Source organism: Nocardia sputi (assembly GCF_023501985.1).
Genome location: NZ_JAMFLC010000043.1, coordinates 1 through 13,906, shown reverse-complemented (window position 1 = coordinate 13,906; position 13,906 = coordinate 1). Strand labels below are relative to the sequence as shown.

The window sequence follows — 13,906 nt, the reverse complement described above, 5'->3', positions numbered from 1 at the left end:
GCTCAGAGTTTCACCGGCGGACTGGCCGAGGGGGCCGGTTCGGTCGATGACGCGCCGAACCACGTGGCGTAGAACATGATCGCCAGCGCGCCGAGCGAGCCGAGGATCACGGTGCCGAACGGGACCGGGTGCGCTGCCATCTGCACGGCGAAGAAGCGGATGCACAACAGTACGCCCGTGAAGACGGCTACCCCCACGGCCACGATCCGGACACGATGGTGATCCCACCCCCGATCGGGATCGCGCAGCGCGGATTCGACGGTCAGGCACAGCGCCGCGCCCACGACCAGGTCGACGCCGTAATGGGCGCCGAGGCCCAGCGTGGCGATGAGCGTGCACACCAGCCAGAACGTGCCGCCCCAGCGCAACCACAGCGGTCCGCGCCGGGAGTGGATGTACAGCGCCAGCGCCCAGGCGGTGTGCAGGGACGGCATGCAGTTACGCGGGGTGATGCCGTCGAAGTGCAGCGCCTCGATCGAGGACGGCACTTCCGGAACGACTTTCGGCCAGACGTCGGCGATCTCGAAGCCCAGTCCCTGCGGCCCGTACGCGAGCACCGGCCCCACCACAGGGAAGACCACATACCAGATCGGCCCGACGAGGCCGAGCGTCAAGAACGTTCGCACCAGGTAGTGCCGGGGCCACACACCGGCGGTCACGCCGCGCAACTGCCAGGCCGCGACGAGCACGGCCGCCAGCGGAAGCTCGAAGTACACCCAGCGCACCACGCCCGACGCCACCGGTCCCGCTGCGTCGAGCGCACGCCCGGCCAGCCACGACGGGCTGCCGAGGGCGCGATCGGCGACTTGCACATACGAATCGAGAACCATCGGGCAGGCCCAGGCGGTGATGTCCAGCCAGATTTCGCTGATCTTCGTCGCCGAGATCAGCAGTGCGCCGAAGGCGATGGTGCGCAACGCCGTGCGGCGTCGCTGCTCGTCCCACCACACGAACGCGATCACCGCCAGCGCGGTGAGCACGATCGTCGGCCCGTTGCCGACGGTGAACGGCCGCCCCTCGGCCGCCCTGATCACCACGAACAGCAGGTCGATCGCGATCGCCGCGGCGACGGCGCCGATGCGGGCGCGAACCGTGATCCCGGCCAAGGCCAGTAGAAACCCTGCCCAGGGCGTGGTCGCGGACTTCGGTGTGCCCGCGTAGTCCCGGAAGAGACTGGTCAGCGGCCCGAGCGCCCCGATGTGCGCGGCCATGAGCTCTCCGCCGATCAATGCGAGCGCGATGGCCGCGACACCGCACCACACGACCACCGGCCGGAACCGACGCTCTCGGAGTTCCTCGATACCCACTCGCTCGCCCGGTGGGGTCAAGCTCCTTCGCACGTCGTTCACAACCACCGAGACATCGTAAACAGGACATTAACGGCGCATGTCGGGGGAGAGGCCGAGCGGTGCCCCCTCCGTCGGTGCTGACCCGAACCGATCCGCGGTTGCGGTCGGGGTCGGCGGAGCGATCAGGTGGTGCGGTAGGTGCGGGCAACCAGCGCCGAGCGCAGGTACCACAGGCCCGAGGGCTGGGACGGGTCGAATCCGGTGAGCTGCCCGATCCGCTTGAGTCGGTAGTCCACCGTGTTGGTGTGCACGTGCAGTACGCGTGCCGTGCGCTGCCGGTTGAGGTTGTTGGCGATATGCCGCTGCAGCGTCTCCAGCAGTTCGGGGTGCGCGTCCAGGGGGTCCAGCAGCGAGCCGAGGTATTCGCGGCCCGGCCCCGGTCTGGTCAGCTGGTATTCCAGCGCCAGCTCGTCGAAGCGGTAGAGCCCGGCCACCGCCTGTAACCGCTGCACCATGTCGAGTAGTTCGTGGGCCTGGTCGGCGGCGGTGGGGATCTTCTCCGGGGTGGCCTCGACCATGGTCGCGGTGACGCCCACCTGCGCGGCGTGGGACAGCTGGGTGACCAGGGCGTCGAGCTGCTCGTTGTCCAGATGGCCGGATGGGATGAGCACCGTGCCGCCGTCCACGCTCAGCAGAGACAGGGCCGCCTCACCACACCTGGTGGCCAGTTCGGCTTGGACCCGGCGCAACTTCCGGCGGGCGACGACCTTGGCATCCACCATCGGGTTGTGTTCTTCGCGATGCGGCGGAATCGCCACGGCCAGAACAGCGTACGAGGACGCGATGGCGATGCCGCATTCGCGCGCCATGGTGGAGGTGCTGTGCCCGCCGAGCAGCGCCGAAGTCAGGGTGTGCACGGCGGTGTGGTGCTCGCTGACCACCGCGCGCAGCTCACGGACGTAGGCCATGGAGACCGCCGAGTTGATCATGTCGAGCATCTCGACGACCATCTTGGCGCCGTCGACGAGGTCGTCGTAGTCCTTCATCGTCGCGCCGGACACCACCAGGTCCAGGCCCATTTTGAAGCCTTCGTGGATGGAGTGGTGAATGGTGTCGATCGGCACTCCCTCCCGGGCCCACCCGGCGGCGGCGTCACCGAGGCGCTGGAGTTTCTCCGGCAGGTCCTCTCCGTCGAGCATGCTCACCGCCAGTTCCAGGCAGACCCGGGTGATGGTGGTGACGTCACCGGCGATCGCGTCACCCGGCAGGGTCCCACAGGGGATGACGTTCTCGACGAAGTGCCCGACCATCTGACGCGATAGCCCGCGAACGTCCTTGAGTGGGGACGACATCGGCTTCCCCGACAGGGTGAGGCTCGGCCGGGCCGAACTGTCGACGGACATTGGCGACTCCCTTCCGTCCACGATTGCTGTGCGGCGCATTCACACTAATCGGTCGGTCTCTTTCGCGGACCCGATCGGCGGGTTCTGTGAGAGCAGGTGAAGCGGACGAGGTGGTGTTGTGACGCGTCACGGCAGAAGCAGTGATGGAGAGCACGCGCGGCAATCGGCGAGACGAGCTGTACGGGCCAGGCCGCTTGTGCCGCCCTCGCTGAGGGTGGCGGCCGAGTTGTGATGGTGGACAATAGGCTACCGGCGAACCAGCGGCGATAGGTTGTCACCATGCAGTGCTACGGCGTGACCGCGAGTGATTCGGACTCGTGGACGATGATCGCCAACAGCTTCGTCCCGATGGACTACCGTTACGGCGACCCCGAACGGTGGTATTCGGGCCTGACTGTCCAGGAATCCCCCGTGTACCGGCTGCTGCGCTGGGAACAGCGCGGAATCAGCACGTCCTACCGCACGCGGACGAACATCCGGCACGGTCCGTGCGACGACTTCTACTGGGTGGTCGTCCCCGAAGCGGGCGTGTATTCGGTGCGGTATCGCGAGGAGGAAGCACGAGCACGGCCCGGGCAGGCCGCGGTGACCATCCTCGACGATCTGTGCCAGATCCACATTCCGCTGTTGTCCGCGTACGCGTTTCAGGTGCCCAGACCGGAGCTCGACCATCGAGTGGGTCCGTTCTCCGATCGCGGCACGACGATCGACCTGAACTCCGGTCTGGGCCGAATCCTGCAGGACATGATCCGCAGCACCCATGCCGAACAGGCGAATCTCTCTGATCGCGAGTTCAACGCGGTCTGCGACCGGATCGCGGAGCTGCTGAGCATGCTCTCACTCGGGGACACTCGTCCACAGCGGGCGCATCACGCCCGGATCGCCGCGCAGATCCGGCAGTACGTGCGCGCCAACGTCGGCCGTGGCGACGTGCGGCTGCCCGCGGTGGCGCACGCATTGGGCTGGTCGCCCCGGCAGCTGCGCTCGGTACTGCAGCAGCTGGGCACGACCTACCGCGACCTGCGGCAGGACGAGGCACTGCGCGCCGCCCGCGATCTGCTCCAGGATCCGGCGCGCGAAGAAGTCTCCATCGGAGAACTCGCCACCCGCGCGGGATTCACCCCCGCGTGGTTCTCGGCGGCGTTCAAGGCGCGCTTCGGCGAGACACCGAGAGATTTCCGGCGGCGCCGGTTGGCGGAGAGCGAAGCGCCGGGTAGCGGGCGGGAGCCGGACGGGGCCACGCGCGTCCGGAATGGTCGGTGATCCGGCGCAATCGCGGCGCACCGGAAGCGGATGCGCCGCTCGTGTAGGTCTGGCGTACTCGGGGGCAAGGGCATCGAGGTCCGCAAGCCGCCGTCTACGCCGCTGCGGCGGCCGCGCGATCGAGATCAGTCGAGCGGCACGGTGATCGAAAGTTGCCGCAGCTGTGCCGGGTCGGCGATCACCCGATATCCGGCGACTCGGTCGGCGCGCACCGTGACGGTGAGCGCCAGCCGCAGCCGGCCGTGCGGCGCGACCACGATTCCCGGGCGACCGTCCACCAGCGCGAGGGCCGCCAGCTGCGAACGCCTGCGCAGCAGCACGGTTTCCTTCGCCACCGACGCCGCGCCGCGCACGGTCGTGGCCACCCCGGCGGGCAGCGCGGCGGCGTCGGCCGTCCGGATCACATCGGGCGCCAGCACGGCCAGGAGATCGTCGAGGTCGCCGCTGCGGGCCGCGCGGAGAAACGCGTCGACGACCGGCCGCTGCGCGGCGAGTTCGGGGGCGGCCGTGGCATGGTCACCGCGGACGCGGTGACGAGCGCGGCTGGCCAGCTTCTTGGTGGTCGGTGTGGTGCGTCCGACGATCGGTCCGATCTCCTCGAACGGCACCGCGAACAGATCGTGCAGGACGAATGCGACCCGCTCGTCGGGGCCGAGCCGGTCCAGCACCACCAGTAGTGCCCGGCCCACCGACTCGATCAAGACCGCCTCGTGCTCCGGTTCGTTGTCGTCGGCGACGCCATCGAGCCGGGTCAGGTGGTCGAGCGGTTCTTCGCGCCGCACCGCCCGGCCGCGCAGCATGTCCAGGCAGATTCTGGAGACGACTGTGGTGAGCCAGCCGGGCAGGTTCCGTACGTCCGCGACGTCGTGGCGGGCCAGCCGCAGCCATGTCTCCTGCACCGCGTCGTCGGCCTCGCTCGGTGAGCCGAGCATGCGATAGGCGACCGCGTGCAAGTGGTCGCGCTGGGACTCGAATTCCCGCGCCAACCCGTCCTCGGTGTCCATCGGTCACCTTTCCGGTTCGTACTCCGTCATCGGGATGACGGATCAGGCAGCGCCCGGGTGACGAGATTCGGACCGAGCGCGACATCAGAAGGGTAGTGGTATGGACATCGCCTACGTGATCGCCACGGTTCTCGCGGCCGCGGCCGCATTGCTCGCGGCGGGGATCGACGTGGTCCGCGCCGAGTGGGTGCGCGAGAACATGCGCGCCTACGGGGTTCCGGAATCCTGGCTTACACCGCTGGCCCTCGTCAAAGCGCTCGGCGGGGCGGGGCTGCTGATCGGTCTGGCGGTTCCGCCGATCGGCGTGGCGGCGGCGGCCGGGCTGGTCGTCTACTTCGTCGGCGCGGTGGTGACCGTGGTCCGGGCGCGGCACTACGGGCACATCGGTTATCCGATGCCCTATCTCGTGCTGGCAGCCGCTTCGCTGGGGCTTTCCGTGGTGTCGTAGCCGCAGGAGGCGATACCTCTTATCCGGCGAGGATGAACTTGGCCGCCTGCTCGCCGATGAACACCGCGGGCGCGTGCGTATGGCCGCGGATGATGAGCGGCATCACCGAGGCGTCGGCCACCCGGAGTCTCTGCACGCCGCGCACTTCCAACCGGGGTGTGACGACGCTGGCCGCGTCGGCGCCCATGCGGCAGGTGCCGACCGGATGGTAGAGCGTGTGTGAGTAGGAGTTGAGGGTCAGTTCGAGGGCGGCTTCGATCTCCTCGGGCGCCTGCGGCGGGTAGATCAGCGGGCCCAGCACCGCTTTCATCGAGGGCTGCGCGGCGATCTCCGCGCACACGCGCAGTCCGGCCATGATGGCGGAGCGGTCGGCGCCCGCGCTGTCGGACAGGTAGCGCGGATCGATGACGGGTTTGGCGGACGGGTCCGCGCCGGACAGGGCGATCCGTCCTCGGCTCTGCGGGCGCAGCAGCACCGTCGCCAGGATCACGCCGTGCTCGGTGGGATCCTGCAGTCCCTCGTAGTAGAACGGCGCGGGCGCGAAGATCAGCTCCAGGTCGGGGAACTCCAGGTCCGCCTTGCTGCGCACGAACCCGTACGCCTCACCGACGTTCGAGGTGAGCATGCCGCGCCGGCGCAGCAGGTAGGCCAGCAGCTGACGCGGCTTCTCGGCGCCGAACAGCGAGTCTTCCGTGACGCCGTAGCCGATGCCCGCGACCAGATGATCCTGCAGGTTCGCGCCCACCTCCGGCGCGTGGTGGCGCACCTCGATGCCGTGGCGGGCCAGCTCGTCACGATCGCCGATACCCGAGAGCATCAGCAGTTGCGGGCTGTTGATCGAGCCGCCGCACAGGACGACCTCGCGCCGCGCGGTCACCGTGTGCGTGCTGCCGCCTCGGCGGTACTCCACGCCGACGGCGCGCGTGCCGTCGAACAGCACCCGGGTGGCCAGCGCCTCGCTGCGCACCGTGAGGTTCGGACGACGCAAGGCGGGCCGCAGGTAGGCGTCGGCGGTGCTCCATCGACGGCCCCCGCGCTGGGTCACCATGGTCTCGCTGAATCCGTCCGGCTGCGGACGGTTCGGCGGCTCGACCTGGTAGCCGGCCTCCTCGACGGCGGCCAGATAGGCGGCGGTGAGGCCGCGCGGACTGCGCTGGCGGGAGACGTGCAGCAAACCGTCGGTGCCTTCGTCGGGGTACTGGGCGTTCTCTACGCGCTCGATGCGGCGGAACTGCTCGACGGCCGCGGCGAAGCCCCACTCCTCACCCGCCAGCAGCGCCCACTCGTCGTAGTCCGCCCGGAAGCCGCGCACCCACATCATGGCGTTCATCGAGGAGGAGCCGCCGAACATCTTGCCGCGCGGCCAGTAGATCTCGCGGTTCTTCAGCTCCGGCTGCGGTTGCGTGAGGTAGTCCCAATCCACCTCCGAGCGGAAGAGTTTGGCGAAACCGGCGGGTATGTGCGCGAATTTGTTCTTGTCCGGCGGGCCCGCCTCCAGCAGCGCCACCGTGGTGCCCGCATCGGCGCTGAGCCGATTGGCCACCACCGCGCCCGCCGATCCCGAGCCGACGACGACGTAGTCCGCGGAGAACTCACCAGGTTGCACTTTTCCCACTCCGATCTGCACCGACTACGGCAAAGATACGAGCAACCGCGCGCCGCGTGGCCCGGTTTCGGGTAACCGGCACGAAGTCGTGGGCAACGAGAGGAGTTCGTCAGTGCGATCGAGAGCTGTCCTGGTCACCGGGGGTAGCCGAGGGATCGGCGCGGCGACGGCGCGTCGCCTGGCCCGCGACGGTCATCGGGTCTGCCTGACCTATCGGACGGAGGCAGCGGCGGCCGACGCTGTCGTCGCCGATATCCGCGCGGCGGGTGGCGTGGCCCGCGCGGTATGCGCCGACCTTGCCGACCCCGCCGCGATCGAGGCACTGTTCGCCACCGTGGACGCCGAATTCGGAATCCTCACCGGCCTGGTGAACAACGCGGGCGCTCTCGAAAAACAGTGCCGCGTCGATGAGTTGGACGCCGACCGGCTGCATCGCACCATGGCGGTGAACGTGATCGCCCCGATCCTGTGCGCGAAGCACGCCGTATTGCGGATGTCCACGGCGCACGGTGGCGCCGGTGGTGCGATCGTGAACGTCTCCTCGGTGGCCGCACGGCTCGGTGCGCCCGGCGAGTACGTCGACTACGCCGCCGGTAAGGGCGCGCTGGACACCTTCACCCGTGGGCTCGCGCTCGAGGTGGCGGCCGAAGGCATCCGGGTCAACGCGGTCCGTCCCGGCTACATCCACACCGGCATCCATGCCGACGGCGGCGAACCGGGCCGGGTCGATCGCCTGGCACCGACGCTGCCGATGCGCAGAGGCGGCGACCCCGAAGAGGTCGCCGCTGCGATCGCCTGGTTGCTCTCCGACGAGGCGTCCTATGTGACCGGGTCCTTCACGGATCTGGCCGGCGGCCGGTAGCCGCGCTAGCGCAGGATGAGCAGCGCGGAGGTCTCGATGCGGTCGGCGATCTCGGAGTAGGACCCGTACCCCATGCCCGCGCGTACCAGCGCGCCCGCGTAGAGCAACTCCAGCGATTCGACGACGTCCGGGTCCGGATCCGGACCGAGTGCGCGGATGATGCGCTTGCGGATCTCGGCGCCGATACGTCCGCGCAGATGCTCCACGTCGGGGTCGCGGCCGAGCAGGGCGCTGGTGACCGCGCCGGACAGCTCCTGCTCGTCGGCCACCAGCATCGCGATGTTGCGCAGCTCGGCGACGACCCGGACGGTGGAGTCCGGGTCGTCGCTGACCGGTGAGGGCGACGCGACCAGCCGCCGCCAGAAGATCTCGGCGACCAGATGCTCCTTGGACGAGAAGTAGGTGTACGCCGTGGCCGTTCCGACTCCGGCCGCCGCGGCGACCATCCGGATGGTCATGCCCGCGAAGCCTTCGCGCGCGAGCACTTCCACCGCCGAACGGGTCAGCTTGTCGACGGTGTCGGCCTGCTTGCCGGAGAGCCTGCGGCGGGTTGCCTCGAGAATGACGGAATCGGGTTCGGACATGTGTCTGGATCCTACTAGGCGGGTCGGCGGGTTCAGTTCTTGGCGGCGGCGATGCCGGCCCGGCGCCCGTAGAAGCTGCCGTCGCCCAGCGACGCACCGCTGACGTAACCGCCCGCGCACAGACCCGAGGTGCAGCGGCCGGCCGCGAACAGTCCCGCGATCGGCTCTCCGGAGACGTGCAGCACCCGGGAATCGAGGTCGGTGCGCAGTCCGCCGAGGGTGAAACCGGCCGTGAATCCGCGCATGTCGAACGCCGCCACCGGGCCGCGTAGCGGGCGCACCCATTCCGGTTTCTTGCCCAGCAGCGGGTCCTGGCCGTTGGCGGCGTGCAGGTTGTAGCACTCCACCGTCGACTGCAACACCTGGCCGGGCAGGCCCATCTCGGCCTCCAGCTCGGCGATCGTCTCCGCCGCCCAGGTCGGGGGCTGGCGGAAGAACGGCGTCGAGGTCTCGGTCGTCAGCGCTTCCTCGTACGACGCCTCATCGATCACCAGATACGCCTGGTTGTCCTGCTGGATCAGCGTCGCCTGCCCGATCCGGCCGGGGTAGGTGTCCTCCGGGACGTAGCGCTGGCCGCGCCCGTTGACCAGGATGCCGCGCGCCAGCAGCTGCGGGTCCCCGAAGAACGCCACCTCGGTCGCGTCCATGTGCGCCAGCTCCGCGCCGAGTGCCTGCGCCAGTCGGATGCCGATGCCGTCGTGTTCCTCGATCGCGGCGCCGGGTCGGCCGATCAGTCGCGGCGCGTATCGTTCGATCATCTCCTTGTGATAGGCGAAGCTGCCGGTAGCCAGTACGACCCCGCGCTCGGCGCGAATGGTGACCGTTTCGCCGTAGCGGCGAGCCAGCACCCCGACCACGCGATCGTCGTCGTCGAGGATCAGCCGCGCGATCCGCATGTCGTACTCGGCGCGGACGCCCAGCGTTTGCGCGGTGTCGGCCAGCGGCTTCATCAGCATGTAGCCGCCGCCCTTCTCCCCGGTGCGCTTGTCGGCCATCTGCGGAACATGGCCGCGGGGCGCGGGGATCGCGATGGTGTTGAAGGGCGCGGCGTTCTCGCCCCCGGAGTACATCAGTCCCTCGTCGTGCGGCGGCTCCCAGCCCGGCTCGCCCCAGAATGCCTCCCGGAACGGCACACCGCAGGCCGCCAGCCAGTTGAAGTGTTCGACACTGCCGCGGCAGTAGTCGGCGATCTTCGCCTTGTCCACGCCGGGACCCAGCGCCGCGAGCAGGAAGGTCTCCATGTTCTCCGGGGTGTCCTCGAAACCGAGGGCCTGTTGCAGCGGCGTGCCGCCGCCCAGATAGATGAACCCGCCGGCGAGGGCGGCAGCGCCACCCCAGCCGCCGGTGCGTTCCAGGACGAGCACGTCCGCACCCGCGCGGGCGGCCTCGATGGCGGCGCAGACCCCGGCGATGCCGTATCCGGCGACGACGACGTCGGCCCGGTGGTCCCAGGTCTGGACTCGGCTGGCGCGCATGGGGCGAATGGTGGTGGCCTCGGACATGGTCGATGGATCCTTCACTGCTCGGTGGACGCGGTCTGCGCGCGGGCGGCCTTCTTCTGCTGCGCCACAATCGTGCCCACCAGCAGGTCGAGTTTGGTGCCGTTCGGCCAACCCACGTAGTAGCACAGGAACACCGCGATCTCATGCAGCTGTTCTTCGGTGAGCTCGCCGTTGCGCAGTGCGGCCCCGATCTGGATGCCCGCGGTGTCGATGGCCCCCTGCGCCGCCAGCGCGCCGAGCAGCAGCAGCCTGCGGTCGCGGATGGTGAGGCCGGGGCGCGACCAGATCTCGGCGAAGAGGTGGTCGGAGGTGAGGGCGAAGTGGGGGCCGGGGTAGTCCTGGAATTCCGTGCCGTACACCTCGGCCATCTTGGCCAGGCCGCGTTGCCGCACGGAGTCCGCGGAACCGTTGTCGCTCATGATGAATGCCTTTCCGATGCGGAGGTGCTCGTCCCGACGCCGAGTCCGGGGCCGAGCCGGTCGAGGGCCAGTCGGGCCAGTGGCAGCGCGGTGTCGAGCCGTTCACCCAGTTCCAGGGCGAGGCTCAGGTCCTTCTCCCCGAGGTCGCGCACGTGCCGCAGGATCGGCAACCAGAAGTCGCCGTCTTGGATCGGGGCGGCGGTGTCGCGCAGCATGATGGCGCCGGGGCCACCGGTGACCGCGTCGGAGTGTCGTACCACCTTGCCGAGCGCGGTGAGATCCAGACCCGCCGCCTCGGCCAAGCGCTGCGCCTCGGTGGCCGCGGTGAAGGAGACGAAGTGCAACAGGTTGCGCGCCAGTTTCATCCGTGTGCCCGCGCCGACCGGCCCGGCGTGCACGATCAGATCGGCGAAGCAGCCGAACGGTTCGCGCACCTGCTCGAACGCAGCCTCGCTGCCACCGACCATGACCGCGAGCGCGCCGCGGGTCGCACCGGCTGCGCCGCCGCTGATCGGCGCGTCCACCAACTCGACGCCGCGGTCGCCGCAGACTGCGGCGAGTTCTTCGGCGGTGCGATCGCTGATCGTGGAGTGCACGGCGACCACGGTGCCCGGCGCGGCGGTGCGCAGCAGGCCCTCCGGACCGGTGATCACCTCGCGGACCTGGGCGTCGTTGACCACCGTGATCGAGATGATCGCGGCCTGCCTGGCCAGCTCGGCGGCGGAGACGACCGCGTCGGCCCCGGCCGCGAGGAACGGCTCGACCGCCTCGGGCCGCATGTCGCAGACCGCGAGCCCGCCCGGCCATTCCAGCAGGCGCTCGGCCATCGGCGCGCCCATGTTGCCGAGACCGAGGAATCCGATGCGCGCGCTCATGACCGCACGATCTGTCCGCCGTCGACGTTGAAGATCTGACCGGTGACCCAGCTCGCCTCGTCCGACAGCAGGTACAGACATGCCCCTACCAGGTCCTGCGGTGTGCCGATCCGCTTGAGCGGCAGGCGCTTGACGATGTCGTCGACGATCACGTCGGGGGTGACCGACTTGGTCGCGTCGGTATCGATCGGGCCCGGCGCGATGGCGTTGACGCGGATGTTCGACCCCCCCAGCTCGAAGGCCAGCTGCTGGGTCAGTCCGTTGACACCGACCTTCGCCAAGCCGTAGAAGCTGGAGTACAGCCACGCCGCGGTGGACGACTGGTTGACGATCGAGCCGCTGCCGCGTGTGGACATGTGCGGGTAGACGGCGCGGGTCATGATGAGCGCGCCGTCCATGTTCACGCTCATGAACTTCTTGTAGTAGTCCCACGGCACCGTCAGCAGCAGGTTCAGCTTCATCTCGCCGTAGATGGCGGCGTTGTTGACGAGGTGGTCGATGCCACCGAATTCGGCGACGGTGAAATCGGCCAGGGCGGTGGCGGATTCGGGATCGGACACGTCGAGGAGTCCGAATACGGCGGTGCCGCCGTCGGCGACGATCTTCTCGACGACCGCCGCACCGCCCTCGGCGTTCTTGTCGGCGACGACGACGTTGGCGCCTTCGGCGGCCAGCGCCCGCGCGTAGGCGGCGCCGATGCCCTGAGCAGCACCGGTGACGATGGCGGATCTTCCCGTGAAACGGGCCATGGAGTTCAGCTCCTCTGTGTTGTCGTTGTCCCGCGCTGATCAGACAGCGGTGGCGATGACTTTGGTCTCGAGGTACTCCTCGAAACCGGCGATGCCCATCTCGCGGCCGAGGCCGGATTGCTTGTAGCCGCCGAAGGGGACGTCGGCGGAGTACCAGATACCGCCGTTGACGCTCAACGTCCCCGTGCGCACGCCTGCGGTGACGCGCCGGATGCGCTCGGGATCGGTTCCCCACACCGAACCGGAGAGGCCGTAGGGGGAGTCGTTGGCGATGCGGACGGCGTCCTCGTCGCCGTCGTGCGGGATGATCACCAGCACGGGGCCGAAGATCTCCTCGCGGGAGACCGTCGCGGTGTTGGGGACGTCCGCGATCAGCGTCGGTTCGACGAAGAACCCGCGCTCGCGCCCGGCAGGCCTGCCGCCGCCGACCACGATCCGCCCACCTTCGGCCCGCGCGATGTCGAGGTAGCGTTCGACCCTGGCGCGCTGACGTTCGGAGATCAGCGGCCCGCACACCGTGCGCGGATCGGCGGGATCGCCCGGCCTGATTCCCCCGAGCGTGGCCGCGGCCGCCTGTACCGCTTGGTCGTAGGCCGCGCGCGGCACCAGCAGCCGGGTGGAGAGCGCGCAGCCCTGTCCGGCGTGCACGCACACCGAGAACGCCGCCACCGAGCATGCCGCCGCGATGTCGGCGTCGTCGAGCACGACGAACGCCGACTTGCCGCCCAGTTCCAGGAACGCCTTCTTCAGCGTCGTAGCCGCGCCCGTCATGACGGCGCGTCCGGTCGCCGTGGATCCGGTGAAACTGATCATGTCGACGCGTGGGTCCTCGGTGAGCCGGGCGCCGAGGGTGTGGTCGGCGGAGGTCACAATGTTCACGACTCCGGCCGGGATATCGGTCTCCTCGGCGATGATCGCCCCGACCGCCGCCGCGCACCACGGGGTATCCGGGGCCGGTTTGAGCACGACGGTGTTCCCGGCGGCCAGCGCGGGGCCCAGCTTCGCGAAGTTGATCTGATGCGGGAAGTTCCATGGTGTGATCGCCCCGACCACGCCGATCGGCTCCCGGCGCAGGACCCGGCGCGTCTTGATGCCCATCGGCTCGGCCACGCCCAAATCGGTTTCCCACTCGTAGGTTTCGGCGAGGTCTGCGGCGTACCCGAGGTCGGCGACCGGGCCTTCCAGCTGCGGGCCGCCGGTCAGCATCCTCGGCGCGCCGACCTCGGCGATCGTGATCTCGCGCAGGTCCTCGACGTGGGCTTGCAACGCGGTGCGCAACTGCTCGAGACAGCGAGCGCGGAAGGCGTGATCGCGCGACCAGTCCGTCTCGTCGAACGCGGTGCGCGCGGCGTCGACGGCCGCGTCGAGATCGGCCGCGTTCGCGTCGGCGGCGAGGCCGAGGACCTCCTCGGTCGCGGGGTTCACCGTCGCGAAGACCCCGTCGGCGCCCTCGACCAGCTTGCCGCCGATCAGCAGGCGGGACCCGTCGGCGGGCAGAAGGCTGCTCATGGATAACTCCGATACTGTCTGGACACGTGTACGGAATATAGTCTCGGATCGCGATCGGTGGCAATAACAGGTTCTAACTGTCTCATCATTGCCGAGATCGCTCACCGGGTCGGGTGCCCCCTTGTGGAGCTCTCGGAGATACCGGTTCCTCGCGCGAACTGGTTGCGGTCCTGTAAGTATTGTCCGGGTCGGACGAAGGATGGTAGTGTCCAGACACATGTCCAGCTATCTGTCTCTGTCGATGTCTCACCGTCGCGCCGTACGGCAGAACGTGTTATCGGATTGGGAGTGTGTGTGATGACGGTTGTGGTGGGGCCGCTGGTGTTCGATCCGTATGACTATGGGTTTCATGAGGATCCGTATCCGGTGTATCGGCGGTTGCGGGAGGAGGCG

Annotated in this window: 14 protein-coding genes; 4 read left to right on the top strand and 10 right to left on the bottom strand. The window is 69.0% G+C overall.

Going from position 1 to position 13,906, the window contains the following annotated elements:
* Positions 1 to 2: 2 nt before the first annotated feature.
* The gene (locus tag M8859_RS35185) at positions 3 to 1,355 is read right to left on the bottom strand and encodes a DUF5933 domain-containing protein (protein WP_195071488.1); all 1,353 of its coding nucleotides are present in this window, start codon (positions 1,353 to 1,355) and stop codon (positions 3 to 5) included.
* Between the two features lie 116 nt (positions 1,356 to 1,471).
* A complete protein-coding gene (locus tag M8859_RS35180; RefSeq protein ID WP_159930457.1) occupies positions 1,472 to 2,692 on the bottom strand; it encodes a PucR family transcriptional regulator in 1,221 nt (406 codons plus the stop codon).
* A 279-nt stretch (positions 2,693 to 2,971) separates the two neighbouring features.
* Between M8859_RS35180 and M8859_RS35175 the strand changes: the two genes are divergently transcribed.
* Complete coding sequence (locus M8859_RS35175) at positions 2,972 to 3,955, top strand: helix-turn-helix transcriptional regulator (protein WP_159930456.1); 984 nt, start codon at positions 2,972 to 2,974, stop codon at positions 3,953 to 3,955.
* Between the two features lie 125 nt (positions 3,956 to 4,080).
* Here M8859_RS35175 and M8859_RS35170 read toward each other — a convergent pair whose 3' ends face one another.
* Positions 4,081 to 4,959, bottom strand: a complete 879-nt coding sequence (locus M8859_RS35170; RefSeq protein WP_249645552.1) for a sigma-70 family RNA polymerase sigma factor — start codon at positions 4,957 to 4,959, stop codon at positions 4,081 to 4,083.
* 100 nt (positions 4,960 to 5,059) lie between these two features.
* Here M8859_RS35170 and M8859_RS35165 point away from each other — a divergent pair, with 100 nt between their 5' ends.
* Complete coding sequence (locus M8859_RS35165) at positions 5,060 to 5,407, top strand: DoxX family protein (protein ID WP_159930454.1); 348 nt, start codon at positions 5,060 to 5,062, stop codon at positions 5,405 to 5,407.
* Between the two features lie 19 nt (positions 5,408 to 5,426).
* Here the strand turns inward: M8859_RS35165 and M8859_RS35160 are convergent, their stop codons facing one another.
* Positions 5,427 to 7,013 carry a GMC family oxidoreductase gene (locus tag M8859_RS35160; RefSeq protein WP_249645551.1) on the bottom strand — a complete coding sequence of 529 codons (1,587 nt, stop codon included), beginning with the start codon at positions 7,011 to 7,013 and terminating at the stop codon, positions 5,427 to 5,429.
* A 112-nt stretch (positions 7,014 to 7,125) separates the two neighbouring features.
* Here M8859_RS35160 and M8859_RS35155 point away from each other — a divergent pair, with 112 nt between their 5' ends.
* Positions 7,126 to 7,875 (top strand): SDR family oxidoreductase, encoded by a 750-nt coding sequence (locus M8859_RS35155; RefSeq protein WP_159930452.1) that lies wholly within the window; start codon positions 7,126 to 7,128, stop codon positions 7,873 to 7,875.
* A gap of 5 nt (positions 7,876 to 7,880) precedes the next feature.
* Here M8859_RS35155 and M8859_RS35150 read toward each other — a convergent pair whose 3' ends face one another.
* Genes M8859_RS35150 through M8859_RS35125 form a run of 6 tightly spaced genes read right to left on the bottom strand, consistent with a single transcriptional unit; the run spans position 7,881 to position 13,513 of the window.
* Positions 7,881 to 8,459, bottom strand: coding sequence for a TetR/AcrR family transcriptional regulator (locus tag M8859_RS35150; RefSeq protein ID WP_159930451.1), 579 nt, complete (start codon positions 8,457 to 8,459; stop codon positions 7,881 to 7,883).
* Between the two features lie 32 nt (positions 8,460 to 8,491).
* The gene (locus tag M8859_RS35145; protein ID WP_159930450.1) at positions 8,492 to 9,961 is read right to left on the bottom strand and encodes an FAD-dependent oxidoreductase; all 1,470 of its coding nucleotides are present in this window, start codon (positions 9,959 to 9,961) and stop codon (positions 8,492 to 8,494) included.
* Positions 9,962 to 9,975: 14 nt separating this feature from the next.
* Positions 9,976 to 10,380, bottom strand: coding sequence for a carboxymuconolactone decarboxylase family protein (locus M8859_RS35140; protein WP_159930449.1), 405 nt, complete (start codon positions 10,378 to 10,380; stop codon positions 9,976 to 9,978).
* On the bottom strand, positions 10,377 to 11,255 hold the full coding sequence (locus M8859_RS35135) for an NAD(P)-dependent oxidoreductase (protein ID WP_159930448.1): 879 nt from the start codon (positions 11,253 to 11,255) through the stop codon (positions 10,377 to 10,379). The genes M8859_RS35140 and M8859_RS35135 overlap by 4 nt, the downstream gene beginning before the upstream one ends.
* Entirely contained in the window at positions 11,252 to 12,004 is a 753-nt protein-coding gene (locus tag M8859_RS35130) for an SDR family oxidoreductase (protein WP_195071492.1), read from the bottom strand. Before M8859_RS35130 ends, M8859_RS35135 begins: the two co-directional genes overlap by 4 nt.
* A gap of 39 nt (positions 12,005 to 12,043) precedes the next feature.
* Entirely contained in the window at positions 12,044 to 13,513 is a 1,470-nt protein-coding gene (locus tag M8859_RS35125; protein ID WP_195071493.1) for an aldehyde dehydrogenase, read from the bottom strand.
* A gap of 297 nt (positions 13,514 to 13,810) precedes the next feature.
* Here M8859_RS35125 and M8859_RS35120 point away from each other — a divergent pair.
* Positions 13,811 to 13,906: hypothetical protein (locus M8859_RS35120; RefSeq protein ID WP_249645550.1), on the top strand; the 96-nt coding region annotated here is incomplete at its 3' end.

Bases quoted from the DNA above. Each gene is read 5' to 3' on its own strand.
- M8859_RS35180 (WP_159930457.1), bottom strand. From the start codon at position 2,692: ATGTCCGTCGACAGTTCGGCCCGGCCGAGCCTCACCCTGTCGGGGAAG.
- M8859_RS35175 (WP_159930456.1), top strand. From the start codon at position 2,972: ATGCAGTGCTACGGCGTGACCGCGAGTGATTCGGACTCGTGGACGATG.
- M8859_RS35170 (WP_249645552.1), bottom strand. From the start codon at position 4,959: ATGGACACCGAGGACGGGTTGGCGCGGGAATTCGAGTCCCAGCGCGAC.
- M8859_RS35165 (WP_159930454.1), top strand. From the start codon at position 5,060: ATGGACATCGCCTACGTGATCGCCACGGTTCTCGCGGCCGCGGCCGCA.
- M8859_RS35150 (WP_159930451.1), bottom strand. From the start codon at position 8,459: ATGTCCGAACCCGATTCCGTCATTCTCGAGGCAACCCGCCGCAGGCTC.
- M8859_RS35145 (WP_159930450.1), bottom strand. From the start codon at position 9,961: ATGTCCGAGGCCACCACCATTCGCCCCATGCGCGCCAGCCGAGTCCAG.
- M8859_RS35140 (WP_159930449.1), bottom strand. From the start codon at position 10,380: ATGAGCGACAACGGTTCCGCGGACTCCGTGCGGCAACGCGGCCTGGCC.
- M8859_RS35135 (WP_159930448.1), bottom strand. From the start codon at position 11,255: ATGAGCGCGCGCATCGGATTCCTCGGTCTCGGCAACATGGGCGCGCCG.
- M8859_RS35130 (WP_195071492.1), bottom strand. From the start codon at position 12,004: ATGGCCCGTTTCACGGGAAGATCCGCCATCGTCACCGGTGCTGCTCAG.
- M8859_RS35125 (WP_195071493.1), bottom strand. From the start codon at position 13,513: ATGAGCAGCCTTCTGCCCGCCGACGGGTCCCGCCTGCTGATCGGCGGC.